The sequence below is a fragment of the Sphingomonas olei genome (assembly GCF_045369765.1).
GTDB lineage: Bacteria > Pseudomonadota > Alphaproteobacteria > Sphingomonadales > Sphingomonadaceae > Sphingomonas > Sphingomonas panaciterrae.
The window spans coordinates 313517-327166 of sequence record NZ_JBIQEU010000002.1; the positions used below are offsets into that span (position 1 = coordinate 313517).

15 protein-coding genes are annotated in these 13650 nt (G+C 67.1%); 7 read left to right on the plus strand and 8 right to left on the minus strand.

Annotation, left to right across the window (positions count from 1 at the left end; genetic code table 11):
* Position 1: 1 nt before the first annotated feature.
* A complete protein-coding gene (locus ACH0BU_RS04070) occupies positions 2-1321 on the plus strand; it encodes a sensor histidine kinase (RefSeq protein WP_500263786.1) in 1320 nt (439 codons plus the stop codon).
* Between the two features lie 85 nt (positions 1322-1406).
* Positions 1407-1961 carry a dCTP deaminase gene (dcd, locus tag ACH0BU_RS04075; protein WP_046410677.1) on the plus strand — a complete coding sequence of 185 codons (555 nt, stop codon included), beginning with the start codon at positions 1407-1409 and terminating at the stop codon, positions 1959-1961.
* Between the two features lie 105 nt (positions 1962-2066).
* Here dcd and ACH0BU_RS04080 read toward each other — a convergent pair whose 3' ends face one another.
* The 5 genes from ACH0BU_RS04080 to ACH0BU_RS04100 form a co-directional block, all read right to left on the minus strand.
* Positions 2067-2411: a tetratricopeptide repeat protein gene (locus ACH0BU_RS04080; RefSeq protein ID WP_046410679.1), complete on the minus strand. Its 345-nt coding sequence runs from the start codon at positions 2409-2411 to the stop codon at positions 2067-2069.
* Positions 2412-2648: 237 nt separating this feature from the next.
* Positions 2649-3077, minus strand: coding sequence for an ExbD/TolR family protein (locus ACH0BU_RS04085; RefSeq protein WP_046410680.1), 429 nt, complete (start codon positions 3075-3077; stop codon positions 2649-2651).
* Positions 3078-3100: 23 nt separating this feature from the next.
* On the minus strand, positions 3101-3586 hold the full coding sequence (locus tag ACH0BU_RS04090; protein ID WP_082103117.1) for an ExbD/TolR family protein: 486 nt from the start codon (positions 3584-3586) through the stop codon (positions 3101-3103).
* Positions 3587-3673: 87 nt separating this feature from the next.
* Entirely contained in the window at positions 3674-4471 is a 798-nt protein-coding gene (locus ACH0BU_RS04095) for a MotA/TolQ/ExbB proton channel family protein (protein WP_046410681.1), read from the minus strand.
* Between the two features lie 44 nt (positions 4472-4515).
* Positions 4516-5181 carry an energy transducer TonB gene (locus ACH0BU_RS04100; protein ID WP_500263787.1) on the minus strand — a complete coding sequence of 222 codons (666 nt, stop codon included), beginning with the start codon at positions 5179-5181 and terminating at the stop codon, positions 4516-4518.
* Positions 5182-5424: 243 nt separating this feature from the next.
* Here ACH0BU_RS04100 and ACH0BU_RS04105 point away from each other — a divergent pair, with 243 nt between their 5' ends.
* The gene (locus ACH0BU_RS04105) at positions 5425-6285 is read left to right on the plus strand and encodes a hypothetical protein (RefSeq protein WP_500263816.1); all 861 of its coding nucleotides are present in this window, start codon (positions 5425-5427) and stop codon (positions 6283-6285) included.
* 8 nt (positions 6286-6293) lie between these two features.
* Here ACH0BU_RS04105 and ACH0BU_RS04110 read toward each other — a convergent pair whose 3' ends face one another.
* Positions 6294-6665: a dihydroneopterin aldolase gene (locus tag ACH0BU_RS04110; protein ID WP_046410684.1), complete on the minus strand. Its 372-nt coding sequence runs from the start codon at positions 6663-6665 to the stop codon at positions 6294-6296.
* Positions 6666-6768: 103 nt separating this feature from the next.
* Between ACH0BU_RS04110 and ACH0BU_RS04115 the strand changes: the two genes are divergently transcribed.
* From ACH0BU_RS04115 to ACH0BU_RS04130, 4 genes are all read left to right on the plus strand, one after another.
* The gene (locus tag ACH0BU_RS04115; protein ID WP_314469938.1) at positions 6769-7269 is read left to right on the plus strand and encodes a GNAT family N-acetyltransferase; all 501 of its coding nucleotides are present in this window, start codon (positions 6769-6771) and stop codon (positions 7267-7269) included.
* Between the two features lie 63 nt (positions 7270-7332).
* Positions 7333-7893 carry a DUF1285 domain-containing protein gene (locus ACH0BU_RS04120; RefSeq protein WP_046411757.1) on the plus strand — a complete coding sequence of 187 codons (561 nt, stop codon included), beginning with the start codon at positions 7333-7335 and terminating at the stop codon, positions 7891-7893.
* Between the two features lie 41 nt (positions 7894-7934).
* Entirely contained in the window at positions 7935-8492 is a 558-nt protein-coding gene (locus ACH0BU_RS04125) for a CoA pyrophosphatase (RefSeq protein ID WP_046411759.1), read from the plus strand.
* Positions 8480-9667 carry a CCA tRNA nucleotidyltransferase gene (locus ACH0BU_RS04130; protein WP_296222211.1) on the plus strand — a complete coding sequence of 396 codons (1188 nt, stop codon included), beginning with the start codon at positions 8480-8482 and terminating at the stop codon, positions 9665-9667. Before ACH0BU_RS04125 ends, ACH0BU_RS04130 begins: the two co-directional genes overlap by 13 nt.
* Here ACH0BU_RS04130 and ACH0BU_RS04135 read toward each other — a convergent pair.
* Positions 9640-11331, minus strand: coding sequence for a putative bifunctional diguanylate cyclase/phosphodiesterase (locus ACH0BU_RS04135; protein ID WP_296222209.1), 1692 nt, complete (start codon positions 11329-11331; stop codon positions 9640-9642). The genes ACH0BU_RS04130 and ACH0BU_RS04135 overlap by 28 nt on opposite strands.
* A gap of 52 nt (positions 11332-11383) precedes the next feature.
* Positions 11384-13639, minus strand: coding sequence for a DNA topoisomerase IV subunit A (parC, locus tag ACH0BU_RS04140; protein WP_314469878.1), 2256 nt, complete (start codon positions 13637-13639; stop codon positions 11384-11386).
* Positions 13640-13650 lie beyond the last annotated feature (11 nt).

A 13650-nucleotide genomic window follows, 5' to 3' on the forward strand; every position in this document is an offset into this window, starting at 1 on the left:
CGTGATCCTGCGCTTTCCCCGCAACCTGTCGGGGCAGCTTGCGCTGCTGCTGGCGATCGCGCTGTTTGCGGCGCAGGCGATCAATCTCGCGCTGATCCTGCGCGAGCGCGCGGCGTTCAAGATCGCCCAAGCGACCAGGCCGGCGGCGGTGCGGCTGGCAGACGCGCTCGACCATGCGGTCGACCGGCCCCTGGTGACCGACCGTGGCCGGGTGCGGCAACGCGCCAGCAATCCTATTCCCGCGGCGTTTGAGCGTCTTCCCAAGGTTGGCGAAGAACTTCGCCAGCAGCTCGTCGAGCTCGGCGTCACGCCCGGACGGATCGATACCGGCATCCGGCCAGGCGACCATCGAGGCCCGCGTGCGGCGGCGCGCCACGGCGGGCGTCCCACCGACACGTTGATGTTCGCCGTCCAGCAAGCCGACGGCAGCTGGGTGACCACCAACGCGCCCTGGCCGCGCCACAACAACCGCATCTTCTGGGCGCTGCTGGGGCAGACGCTGATCATCTACATCCTGATCCTGCTGCCCGTGTTATGGATCGCGCGCCGCATCTCGCGGCCGATGCGCGCGCTTGCGGTGGCAGCCGGCGCTTTCACCCCGCGCGGGGAAATCTCCGCCGTCCCGGTCGAGGGGCCGAGCGACGTGCGCGATCTCATCGTCGCCTTCAACGGCCTGACCCGGCGCGTCACCGACATGCTGGACGAAAAGGACCGAATGCTCGGTGCAATCGGCCATGATCTGCGTACGCCATTGGCGGCGCTGCGCGTGCGAATCGAATCGGTCGAGGACGAACAGGATCGCGCGCGCATGGCGGCGACGATCGAGGAAATGAGCCGCACCCTCGACGACATTCTGTCGCTGGCGCGGCTCGGGCGGCCGAGCGAGGCGGTGACCGAGGTCGACCTCGCCGCGCTGGTCGATGCCGTGGTGGAGGATTTCCGTGATCTGGGCGCCGACGTCGCCTTTGAAGACGTCGAGCGGTTGCGCATGCGGCTGCGCCCGACGCTGTTCCGCCGCGCCGTCCGCAACCTCATCGAAAATGCCGTGAAATATGCCGGCGCCGCGGAAGTGGCGATCACCGCGGGCGAGCGGTCCGTCGCAGTGTCGGTCGCCGATCGCGGACCCGGCATCCCGGACGATCAACTGGTTGCCGTCTTCAATCCTTTCACCCGGCTGGAAGGATCGCGCAACCGCGACACCGGCGGGATCGGCCTCGGCCTCGCGCTGACCCGCGCGATCGTGCAGGACGCCGGCGGCGAGGTGACGCTCGCCAATCGTCCCGACGGCGGATTGGTCGCGACGATCACCCTCCCCCGCTGATCCCACCCACCAACCCGGCGATTGACACGCCGGGACTTGTCACCGCCAGCGCGGGAGGCGAAGAGCACGCGGAGGGAGCAGCCGCATGTCCATTCTGTCCGACCGTTGGATTCGCGAACAGGCACGCGAACACGGCATGATCGAACCGTTCGTCGAGGCGCAGCGGCGCGATGGCTGCATCAGCTATGGTCTTAGCTCCTACGGCTATGATGCTAGAGTTGCTGACGATTTCAAGATCTTCACCAATGTCGATTCGGCCACGGTCGATCCGAAGGATTTTGCCGCAAACAGCTTCGTCGATCGCAAGACCGACGTGTGCATCATCCCGCCCAACAGCTTCGCGCTGGCGCGGACGGTGGAATATTTCCGCGTGCCGCGCGACGTGCTCGTCATCTGTCTGGGAAAATCGACCTATGCCCGGTGCGGGATCATCGTGAACGTCACGCCGCTGGAACCCGGCTGGGAGGGGCATGTGACGCTGGAGTTTTCCAACACCACCCCGCTGCCGGCCAAGATCTACGCCAACGAAGGCGCCTGCCAGTTCCTGTTCCTGCAGGGGAACGAGCCGTGTGAGGTCAGCTACGCCGATCGCGCGGGCAAATATATGGGACAGCGCGGGGTCACCCTGCCTCGGCTTTGATAACCGGAGGCGAGCCAGACTGCGTCCACTCGCCCCCGCACCTTTTCAAAAGCACGGCGTCCGCAGCGCTGCCACGGATGCCTAGGCGGCCGCGCGTTCGCGCGCTTATCTGACCGCGAGGGTCGTCGGCGCCAGGCTGCGCAAGCCGCGCCGGGCGACGTCATGCGAGGTGGCGAGCGCGCCGTCCGGCAACGCCATCTCCACCGCCTCGGCATCGAGCGCCGCGCGATACAAGCCCTCCGCCTCCGCGAGGCGGCCGGTGCGGGCATAGACGGTGCCGAGGTTGATCATCAGCTCGGGCCGGCTGGGAAAGATGCGCCGCTCGTTGAGCAACACTTTCTCCGCTGCCGCATAATCCCGTGCCTCGATCGCCTTAAAGCCCGTGCGATCGCGCGCGAGCGCGGGGCTGGCCAAGCAGCCGGCCAGAGCAAGGAGGTACACGACGCGCATCACACCTTCTCCCGTTCAGCGCCAAGCCACATGCTTCGTTACGCTTTTGTGACAAGATGGTGTCACTTTTCTGACAGCAGCGCAAGTACGGGGAAGCGGCAGAAGGAGGCGCAGCGCGGGGCCGCGTCGGGGTCCAGCTTAGGCACCGCTAGACCCGAAGCGCGCCCGACGAACGAGGCACAAAAAAAGGGCGACCTACAGGAGGCCGCCCCGTTGCGCTTCTGATGACCAGAGTGATCAGAATTCGCGGTAATATTGCTCGTTGCCGATGAAGCCGAGCTTCGTCACGTTCGACCGCTTGATCACTGCCAGCGTCTGATCGACCGTGTCGTAACGAACCGTCGGATCCGGCTGGAAGTGCAGCTCGGGCTCCGGGTTCATCGCTGCCGCCACGTCGAGGTACTGACGCAGGCGGACCGGATCGACCGGCGAGCCGTTCCAGCTGACGGTGCCATCGGTCGCGATGGTGATCTTGTTCTTCTGCGGATCGACCGGCGGCCGAGTCGCATTCGGATCATTCACCGGCAGATCGACCTTCACCGCGTGGGTCTGGATCGGGATGGTGATGATGAACATGATGAGGAGAACGAGCATGACGTCGATCAACGGCGTCGTGTTCATCTCCATCATCGGCTCGCCATCGTCCTTGCCGCCACTCATTGCCATATCGATTACTCCTGGTGGCTTGCTTACAGACGCTCGGTGCCGGTGCCCGGCGGCGGCTCGGAAATGAAGCCGACGCGAGCGAAGCCCGCCATCTGCATGTTGTAGATCGCGCCTGCCACGCACTTCCACGGCACGTTCACGTCACCGCGCACATGCGCTTCGGGCAGTTCCAGGCCGGGGGCGTTCACGCCGCCCTGCCGTTCGATCTCGGCCTTCAGCTTGGCCACAGCGCGATCCAGCAGCTCCTCGTGAGTCACCGGGGTCATGCCCCAGTAAACGGCACAGGCACCATCAGGCTTGGTCGTGATCGAGAGGGAAACGTTCTCGGGCTTGGTGGTGGTCGGGTCGAAGCGTACGCTCGGCAGCTTCACCGGAACCGATTGGATCACGACCGGCACCGCGATCAGGAAGATGATGAGGAGCACCAGCATGACGTCCACGAGAGGCGTCGTGTTGATGTCCGACATCGGGGTTTCTGCGGCGGAGTCTCCACCAACGCTCATCGCCATAAGTCAGGCTATCCTATGTCTTCGTTCCCACCGGTTATCCGGTCGGGAAAGGTGGCGGGGTCGCCGGCTGGCAACCCCGCTTTCCCATTACGAGCGGGTCTGCACGCCACCGGCCTGGCCGGCCGTGGTGGTGGCAGCCGGCTTCGTTGCGACCGGCTTGGCCGCACCAGCAACCGCCGGGCGCACCGCGCCGTTCGAGGCGAGGTAGCCGAGCACGTCGTTCGAGAAGGCCGACAGGTCTTCCGCGATCGACTTGTTGCGACGCTGCAGCCAGTTGTAGCCGAGCACCGCCGGAACGGCGACGGCGAGACCGAGCGCGGTCATGATGAGCGCTTCACCGACCGGACCGGCGACCGCGTCGATCGACGCCTGGCCAGCCGCACCGATCTTGATGAGCGCGCGGTAGATGCCGATAACCGTACCGAACAGACCGATGAACGGTGCGGTCGCACCCACGGTCGCCAGGAACGCCAGGCCGGTGCCCAGACGCGAGTTGATCATCGCTTCCGAACGCGCGAGCGAGCCGTGCAGCCAGTCATGTGCCTCGACCGGGTCGGTCAGCTTCGAGTGCTGCTCCTGAGCCTGCAGGCCGTCGTCGACGATCTGCTTGTAGGCCGAGTTCTTCTCCAGCTTCGCCGAACCCTCGCGCAGCGAGGTCGTCTGCCAGAACGAGCCGCGGACGCGCTTCGCCTGGTTGATGATCTTCTGCTGCTCGAAGAGCTTGGTGAACATGATGTAGAACGAGACGACCGACATCAGCACGAGGATGCCGAAGGTGCTCTGGGCGATGATACCGCCCTGCTCAAGCGCGGCGGCGAGGCCGTACGGGTTCTCGCCGCCGTGGTCTGCCGCACCTGCGGCAGCAGCGAAGATGGTGGTGATCATTCGATTAGTTTCCCTCTGAAAAGCGCGATTCTATTAAGGCTGGATCAATCCCGTGGCAGCTTCCAGACCACGCGGCGCGTCTGTGTCGTCGCGATCGGGTTGCCCGCTGCGTCCGTGGCCGGCGTGTACCGGGCCCGACGGGTCAGCGCGCGGCATGCCGCCTGGTCTAGCGCATTCGAGCCGCTCGACTCGGTGGTGACGCAATTCTCCACGCGACCCTGGGCGTTGATCGTCCACTTAATCACGGTCGTGCCTTCTTCTTCGGCACGAATCGAGCTGGGCGGATAATCGTCCGTGGTGATCCAGTCCGCAGGGTTACCCTTTGCACCGGCAGCCTTGCTGACCACCGGCGGCGCGGGAGGCGCAGGCGGCGGGGGTGCAGGCGGCGCGACCGGCGTCGGTACATCGACCGGCGGCGGAGTCGGCACGGTAGCGATCGTCACCGGCGGTGCCGGAGTCGTCACGATGGGCGGCGGCGCCACAACGGGCGGCGGCGTCATCGGAACGTCAGGCGGCGGCGGTGGCGGTTCGTCCGGCGGCGGGGGCGGTGGTTCCTCAACGTCAAACGTATTCAGCTTCTCCGACACCTTTTTCACGTACTGGAACGCGAGGCCGGTGACGAAGGCGTAGCCGAGAGCAGCATGGATGAGCGCCACGATGACGATCGCGACGACCTTGCTCCCGCTCATCTTCTGGTCAGAGTAGGCCATTCAGCAAAAGCACTCCCTAATCCCTATGGCCCGAGGGGGCCGGGCGGCCTGCCGCGGCTTCCGCTAGGCGGAAAATGGGCGTGCCGGTCCGTCGGCAAGGGCTAAACGGTACCCTTGCACCGAGCGACTCCTAACTTGCGCCTTAACGACACGCAAACGCTTTGTCGGACGCAACAAACGTACAATCGCCCAGCGACAGATTTATTTCTGTATCATAGAGAGGGGATGGATTAACCGATGCGCATGGTCACCCGAACGATTAGTGCCTCCGCGCTTGGTTTCGCGCTCATTGCCGTCACCCCCTTCACCGCCGCCGCCCAGCAGCCAGGAGCCGGAGCTTACGCCGCGCCGGCGCTCTCCTATGCGAAGACAGCCGACCTGGTGATCGCCAGCCCGATCGTTCTCGACGCGACGATCGCTTCTGCCGTGCGCATCAAAGGCGCGGAGGCGGCGAATGTTCCGCCGGGTTTTATGCGCTTTTATATCGAGGCTGATGTCGGGGCGCTGATCCGCGGGCCGGGCGCGATCCCACCGAGGGTCGGGTATGTTCTGGATGCGCCGGTCGGCCCGGGGGGCCGTGCGCCGAAATATCGCAAGGCACGCGTCCTCCTGTTCGCACGCCCGGTGCCCGGCGATCCCACGCAGATTCAGCTGACCGGCCCCGATTCCCAGCGCGCCTTTGACCCCGAGCTCGATTCCCTCACCCGGCGAATCAGTCGCGAACTGGTGTCGCCCGACGCACCGCCGGTCGTGACCGGGGTCGGCAACGCCTTCCATGTCGCCGGGTCGCTCCCGGGCGAAGGCGAGACGCAGGTGTTCCTGACCACGCAGGACAACCGCCCGGTGTCGCTCAACATTTTGCGCCGCCCCGGCGAAGAGCCGCGCTGGGCCGTGGCGCTGTCGGAGATCGTCGACGACTCGGCCGGCCCGCCGCAGCGCGATACCCTGTTATGGTATCGCCTGGCCTGCGCCCTGCCCCGCGCGTTGCCCGCACGCAGCACCCAGGCGCTGGAGCCGGCCGACGCGGCGATCGCGCAGCAGGACTATCGCTTCGTCCTGCAGCAACTGGGCCCGTGCCGGCGGGCGCCGACCAACGCCTATTGATCAGCGCGTCAGCGGCGGTGGCGGACGAGGGTGATCCCGATCGATTCGCCATCCTCGGCGATGGCGAGCTTGACGATCTTGATCTTCACCCGGCGGACGCGCGCATCCTGCAGGAACAGCGTCTCGGCGATATGATCCGCGACCCCTTCGATCAGGGTGAAGTGGACCCCGGGCGGCAGCGCGGTCGTCGCGGCATGTTTCAGATCGAGATAATTCTTCGAGGCGGTCAGCGGCGTATCGGGCGCGAATCGGGCGGGCGCGTCGAGCAGCACCGTCATCGAGATCCGCAGCGGCTGGGGCAGGTGCGTTTCCTCTGAATAGACGCCGGTCAGCACCGGCACCTCCAGATCGTGCACCTCAAGTTCGAGCATGTCTTCCACGCCGCGCGCTTAGCGCCACGCACGCGCCGACGCCATGCCCGCTTGCGTTCGGGCCGACTATCGATAGAGCGCCCGTCCCTTGACGTACGGGCAGGAGAAGCCGGTGATCGAGGTGGTCGGGCTGGAGCAGATTGATGGGCAGTTGGTCGAGCAGTTGCTCGACCGCGCGTTTGGCACGGACCGGCACACGCGCACCGCCTATCGCCTGCGCGAGGGCGTCGCCGCCCTCGCCGGCCCCAGCCTGGCCGCGATCGAGGATGGCGAATTGATCGGGACGATCCAGTTGTGGCCGGCCATGTTCCGCGGCGAGGATGGACGGCGCGTGCCGCTGGTCCTCGTCGGTCCCGTCGCGGTCGTACCCGAGCGGCAGGGGTCGGGGATCGGCCGCCGGCTGGTCAAGGAAGCGCTGGAGCGCGTCCCCGACGCGGCGCTGATGCTGATCGGCGATCCCGAATATTACGGCCGCTTCTTCGGCTTCACCGCCGACCGTACCGGCGGCTGGCGCCTGCCGGGTCCGGTCGAGCGCCACCGCCTGCTGGCGCGCGGCGAGGGGGTTCCCGATGGCGCGGGAGAGATCGGCCGCGGTGACCCGCCCGCGGGCTGAAGCTTGTCGGGAAGCTTGGGAGGCGATCTTTACCCCGCCGCCGCCCTCACCTACCTGTTGGCCATGCCCATGGCACCGCCTCCTGCGTTCGACACGCTCACCATTGCCGATATCGCCCGCCTTGCCGACGAGGATCGCCTGCCGCCGGTAGAGCGCTGGCATCCCGATCACTGCGGGCCGAGCGACATGCGCATCGCCCGCGACGGCACCTGGTATCATCAGGGATCGCCGATCGGCCGCCCGGCCATGGTACGCGCGTTCAGCCGCATCCTCCGCCGCGAGCCCGACGGCAGCTACGTCCTCGTCACCCCGGTCGAGAAGCTCGATATCGACGTGGAAGATGCGCCCTTCGTCGCCGTCGAGCTGAAGGCGGAAGGGACGGGGAAAGACAGCCAGCTCGCCTTCCGCCTGAACACGGGTGAAATCGTGACTGCCTCGGCGGAGCATCCGCTTCGCTTCGAGGAACATGCCGACGGCCCCCACCCCTATGTTCATGTCCGCGGCGGGCTGGAGGCGCTGATCGCCCGGCCGGTCTATTATGAACTGGCCGAGCGCGCGCTCGCCGGCGACCATGATCCCCCCGGCCTGTGGAGTGGGGGAAGCTTTTTCCCGATCGCGCCGTGACGTCGCTGGCGGAGCGCCTCAGCCGGGCGCTGACCCAAGGGATGGCGCAGCAGACCATCACGCTCGCTGGCGACCATGGCGACCTAGCCCGGATCGCGGAGGGCAGCATGAAGCCCGCAGCGGTGCTGGTGCCGGTAACCGATCGCGCGCGTCCGGGTGTGATCCTGACGCAGCGCACCGACACGCTGCGGCAGCACGCCGGGCAGGTTGCCTTTCCCGGCGGCCGGCTCGACCCCGGCGAGGATGCGGTTGCGGCCGCGCTGCGCGAAGCGGAGGAGGAAATCGCCCTCGCCCCGTCAGCGGTCAGGATCGTCGGCGAGGCCGATCGCTATCGCACCGTCACCGGATATACCGTCACGCCGGTCGTCGGCGTGGTGCCGCCCGACATTGACCTCCATCCGTCGGAGGCGGAAGTGGCGCGAGTGTTCGAAGTGCCGCTCGACTTCCTGCTCGACACGGCCAATCACGTGGAGGCGCGATCGCACTGGCAGGGGCAGGAGCGACGCTATTACGAGATCATGTGGAACAATCATCGCATATGGGGCGCGACCGCGGCCATGATCGTGAACCTGGGGCGTCGGCTGCAATGGAGCCTGTGACGCTGCCCGCCGGTGGCTGGCGTGATCGGGCGGGACTGCACGAACTTGTGACGGCGCTGGATGCAGCAGGCGGCAACGCGCGGTTCGTGGGCGGCGCGGTGCGCGACACGCTGCTCGGCCTGCCGGTGTCCGACATTGACGTCGCGACGCGCTTCGCACCGCAGGACGTGATCACCCGGCTGGAGCGCGCCGGGATCAAGGCGGTGCCGACCGGCCTCGCCCATGGCACGATCACTGCCGTGTCATCGGGCACCGTGGTCGAGGTGACGACGCTGCGCCGCGACCTCACCACCGACGGCCGCCATGCCACCGTCGCCTTCACCGGCGACTGGCAGGAGGATGCCGCACGGCGCGATTTCACCATGAACGCGCTGTTCGCCGATCCGGTCGACGGCATTGTGTTCGACTGGTTCGGCGGGCTGGAGGATCTGCGCGAGGGGCGGATCCGCTTCATCGGTGATCCCTATCGCCGGATCGCCGAGGACCATCTGCGCATCCTGCGCTTCTTCCGCTTCCACGCGCGGTTCGGGCGGGTGATCGACGAGGACGGGCTTGATGCCTGCACCGCGCGCGCCAACGACCTCATGACCTTGTCGCGTGAGCGGATCGCGGCGGAGCTGCTGAAGCTGCTCGTCGCGCCGCGCGCCGTTCCGGTCGTCGCCTTGATGGTCGAGCGGGGCATCTTCCGCCCGGTCCTGCCGGAGATCGAGGATACCGCCGCGCTCGCCGCACTGGCGGAGCGGGAGGCGGCGGCGGGCATCCCCCCTGATCCGATCCGGCGCCTCGCCGCGCTGATCGCGCCCGCCGCGGCTGAGGGGGTGGGCGCACGGCTGCGGCTGTCCAACGCGGACCGGAAGCGGCTGGAGATTGCTGTTGGTCCCATCGGCGACGAAGGGCCCCGCCCGCTGGCCTATCGCATCGGCTGCACCGGCGCGATCGATCGCCTGCTGCTCGCGGGCGCGCCGGTCGACGCGCTCACCGGGTGGACGCCCCCGCGCCTCCCAGTCTCCGGCGGGTCACTGGTCGGGCGCGGGATCGCCAAAGGCCCGGACGTCGCGCGCGCGCTTCGCCAGATCGAGGAACAGTGGATCGCAGAAGGGTTTCCCGACGCAGACCGCGCCGAGGCGATTGCGCAGGAAGTGCTCGATCAGCTGTTGCAGCGAAGCAGCAGCTGATAGGCGTCGTCCGCCGGCAGCGGCGGCGAAAAGGCATAGCCCTGCCCAAAGGTGCAGCCCAGCGCGGCGAGCGTCTGGCTGACGTCGCGGCTTTCGATCCCCTCGGCGATCGTGTCCATGTTGAGCGTCGCAGCGAGGCTCAGGATCGCGCGCACGATCGCGATCTTGTCGCGATCCGCCATCATGTCGGTGACGAAGCTGCGATCGATCTTCAGTATGTCGATCGGCAGGCGCTGAAGATAGGCGAGGTTCGAATAGCCGGTACCGAAATCGTCCATCGCGATCGAGGCACCGGTATCCTTCAGCGCGCGCAGCATGGCGGCGTTGCGATCGGGATCCGCGATCAGCGCGCTTTCGGTCAGTTCCAGCTTCAGGCGTCCACCGGCGAGGCCGTGACGCGCCAGCGCCGCCTCCACCACCGGCGGCAGGTGATCGCGCTGCAACTGGATCGGCGAGATATTGACCGCCATCTGCACGTCGCACGATCCACCCGCCAGCGCGTCCCATTCGGCCAGGGTGCGCAGCGCGCCATCGATCGCCCAGCGGCCGATCGGCACGATCAGCCCGGTTTCCTCCGCGACCGAGATGAAATCGGCCGGTGAGATGATTTTGCCATCCTCGGTCGTCCAGCGTGCCAGCGCCTCGAACGCGACGATCTTGCCGGTCGCAAGGTCACAGACCGGTTGATAGTGAAGCGTCAGCTGCTCGGCATCGATCGCCCGCCGGAGCGCGGTTTCCATCGCGAATTGTGCGCGGGCCCGGTCGAGCGCCCGGGTCTCGTATGCCTCGGCCTTGCCCGTCTCCTTCGACTTGCGCACGGCAAACTGGGCATGGCGGATCACATCCTCGGCATCCTGCGCGGGGTTGTCGGCGAATGCCATGCCGATCGCGCAGGTGATGCGGATCTCGAAATCGCTGAGCCTGAACGGCGTGGCGAGCACGTCGCGGATCCGACGAACCGCATGTTCGGCTTCATCGCGCCCCTCGTCCAGGGTCAGCAGGACGCCAAATTCATCGCCGCCGATCCGGCCGAGCACGTCCGTCGCGCGCAATGCGCCCTTGATCCGCCGCGCCGCCGTCATCAGCAATTCGTCGCCGGCCATGCTGCCGAGGCAACTGTTGATCCGGCCGAAGCGATCGAGGTCGATGACCAGAACCGCACAATCCGTCGCACCTGCCGTCAGCCGCTCCTCCAGCCGATCGCCAAAGCCTTCGCGGTTCGGCAACCCCGTCAGGCTGTCGGTGGTCATTTCGCGCCGCAGGCTCGTCTCGGTGCGCATCTCGGCCGTCTGGTCGAGCAAGGTCAGCAGGCAGTGCGGCGCCCCCTCCCCGGCGATCCGCGCCAGCGTGACATCGAAACGGCGCTGTTCGACGCAACTGCCCAATGTCAGCGACAGGCGCTCGCGCACGTCCTCGCCCGACAGGAAATCAATGATCCGCCCGCTCAATTCGGTCAGCGGCTCGGCGAACTTGCGCGATTCCGCCGTGCCCAGTTCCAGGCGGCGAAACATCGCATTGGGCAGCTGGAAGGTGAGCCGGCGGCCCTCCAGCCGCACCACTACCGCCGCGATCGGCAGCAGCTCCAGCGCCCCCTCGGCCGCGGTTCGCCCTGGCGCGCTCTGTTGAGGCTCGCGAGGCGTGGTAAGGACGGCGGAGAAGGGCATTGTCCTCTCGCTACCCCCGCGCGCGTTAAGTTTCGCTAAATCGAAGAAGATTTCAGGTGAAGCGGTTGTCGCGCGGGAAGCCGGTGGGCGGCATCCGCCCCGCAGCACCACGTGCGGCACGCCACGGCGACACATCGCTCTCCGTGCGTGTACGCCCGGTCTCGCCACCCATCGCCCAGCTGATCCCATCGGCATAGCGGAAGGTGATGGCATCGCTCAGCCCGCCATCGCGATAGCGTTGCAGCTGCGCGCCCTGCCCCCGCGTCATTTCCGGCAACTCGGTCAACGGGAACACCACCAGCTTGCGATTGTCACCGATCGCCGCGACATAATCGTCGTCCTTGCCGACCGGGCGCACCACCGACAGCCGCGCGCCCGGGCGCGGCGTCACCACCGTCTTGCCCTTGCGCGTTTCGGCGATCACGTCGTTGACCGGCACCACGAAGCCCCGCCCGTCGCTCGCCGCGACCAGCAGCTTGCCGTCGCGCTCCGCCTTCAGCAGCCGCACGATGCCGATCCCGCCATCGAGGTCGATCGTCGCGCGCACCGGCTCGCCAAAGCCACGCCCGCCGGGAAGCCTGTCCGCCGCCAGCGTGTAGAAGCGCCCGTTCTCCGCCGCCAGCAGCAGCTTGTCCGTCGTCTGCGCGTGGAAGGCGAAGGCGGGGCCGTCGCCCTCCTTGAACTTCAGCGTCTCGGCCGAGGCCAGCTCGACATGCCCCTTCATCGCGCGGATCCAGCCGCGCTGCGACAGGATCACGGTGATCGGCTCGCGCTCGATCATCGCCTCCAGCGGGATCTCGCGCGCCGGCGCGGCTTCCTCCAGCGTGGTGCGCCGCTTGCCCAGCGCCGTCTCCGGACCATAGCGGTCACGGATCGTCGCCAGATCCTTCTTCATCCGCGTGCGCTGCCGCTGGTCGGAACCGAGCAGCAACTGCAGGCCCGCCTGTTCCTTCTCCAGCGCGGCCTGCTCGCGCTTCAGCTCCATCTCCTCCAGCTTGCGCAAGCTGCGCAGCCGCATGTTGAGGATCGCCTCGGCCTGCCGGTCGGTCAGGTCGAACTCGCCGATCATCACGGCCTTCGGCTCATCCTCGGTGCGGATGATCTCGATCACCCGGTCGAGGTTGAGGAAGGCGGTGATATAGCCCTTCACGAGCTCCAGCCGATCGGCGATCTTGCCCAGCCGATGCTCGGTACGGCGTCGGAGCACGATGAACTGATGCTCCACCCAGGCGGATAGCGCCTCGGCCAGGCTCATCACCCGCGGGGTGCGCCGCGCGTCGAGCACGTTGAGGTTCAGCGGCACGCGCGTTTCGAGATCGGACAGGCGGTAGAGCCCGTCCATCAGCACCTGCGGATCGACCGTGCGGCTGCGCGGTTCCAGCACCAGCCGGATCTCCGCGTCGGATTCGTCGCGCACATCGGCCAGGATCGGCAGCTTCTTGTCGTTCACCAGGCCGGCGATCTGCTCGATCAGCTTGCCCTTCTGTACGCCATAGGGGATCTCGCTGACCACGATCTGCCAGCCGCCGCCCTTTTCCTTCTCCACGCTCCAGCGGCACCGCACGCGAAATGCGCCGCGCCCGGTGGCATAGGCCTCGCGGATGATCGCCGGCGGATCGACCAGCAAGCCGCCGGTGGGGAAATCCGGCCCCTGGACGAACGCCAGCGGATCGGCGGCGGGATCGTCGATGAGCGCGATGGCGGCGTCGAGCAGCTCGGCAGCATTGTGCGGCGGGATCGACGTCGCCATGCCGACCGCAATGCCACTCGCCCCGTTCGCCAGCAGATTGGGGAACAGCCCGGGGAACAGCTCGGGCTCCTGCTCCTCGCCATTATAGGTCGGGCGGAAGGAAACGGCATCCTCGTCCAGCCCGTCCATCAGGTCGATCGCGACCTGGGTCAGCCGCGCCTCGGTGTAACGGTAGGCCGCGGCATTATCGCCGTCGATGTTGCCGAAATTACCCTGCCCGTCGACCAGCGGATATCGCAGGGCGAAATCCTGCGCGAGGCGGACCATCGCGTCATAGACCGACTGGTCGCCATGCGGATGGTATTTACCGATCACGTCGCCGACGACGCGCGCGCATTTCTTGTACCCTTGCGTCGGATCGAGCCGCAGCAGCCGCATCGCCCATAACAGACGCCGATGCACCGGCTTCAGCCCGTCGCGAACATCGGGCAGCGATCGCGCGGTGATCGTCGACAGCGCATAGACGAGATAGCGTTCGGACAGCGCGGAATCGAACGGCGCGTCGAACACGCCGACAGGCGGATTGTCGGGGGGCAGCACGGTCGCATCAGTCGGCATGGCGGGCGTGC

What these genes read in the sequence shown, in the direction of transcription:
- dcd (WP_046410677.1), top strand. Translation starts at nt 1,407, where the DNA reads ATGTCCATTCTGTCCGACCGTTGGATTCGCGAACAGGCACGCGAACAC.
- ACH0BU_RS04080 (WP_046410679.1), bottom strand. Translation starts at nt 2,411, where the DNA reads ATGCGCGTCGTGTACCTCCTTGCTCTGGCCGGCTGCTTGGCCAGCCCC.
- ACH0BU_RS04085 (WP_046410680.1), bottom strand. Translation starts at nt 3,077, where the DNA reads ATGGCAATGAGTGGCGGCAAGGACGATGGCGAGCCGATGATGGAGATG.
- ACH0BU_RS04090 (WP_082103117.1), bottom strand. Translation starts at nt 3,586, where the DNA reads ATGGCGATGAGCGTTGGTGGAGACTCCGCCGCAGAAACCCCGATGTCG.
- ACH0BU_RS04095 (WP_046410681.1), bottom strand. Translation starts at nt 4,471, where the DNA reads ATGATCACCACCATCTTCGCTGCTGCCGCAGGTGCGGCAGACCACGGC.
- ACH0BU_RS04100 (WP_500263787.1), bottom strand. Translation starts at nt 5,181, where the DNA reads ATGGCCTACTCTGACCAGAAGATGAGCGGGAGCAAGGTCGTCGCGATC.
- ACH0BU_RS04105 (WP_500263816.1), top strand. Translation starts at nt 5,425, where the DNA reads ATGGTCACCCGAACGATTAGTGCCTCCGCGCTTGGTTTCGCGCTCATT.
- ACH0BU_RS04120 (WP_046411757.1), top strand. Translation starts at nt 7,333, where the DNA reads ATGCCCATGGCACCGCCTCCTGCGTTCGACACGCTCACCATTGCCGAT.
- ACH0BU_RS04125 (WP_046411759.1), top strand. Translation starts at nt 7,935, where the DNA reads ATGGCGCAGCAGACCATCACGCTCGCTGGCGACCATGGCGACCTAGCC.
- ACH0BU_RS04130 (WP_296222211.1), top strand. Translation starts at nt 8,480, where the DNA reads ATGGAGCCTGTGACGCTGCCCGCCGGTGGCTGGCGTGATCGGGCGGGA.
- ACH0BU_RS04135 (WP_296222209.1), bottom strand. Translation starts at nt 11,331, where the DNA reads ATGCCCTTCTCCGCCGTCCTTACCACGCCTCGCGAGCCTCAACAGAGC.
- parC (WP_314469878.1), bottom strand. Translation starts at nt 13,639, where the DNA reads ATGCCGACTGATGCGACCGTGCTGCCCCCCGACAATCCGCCTGTCGGC.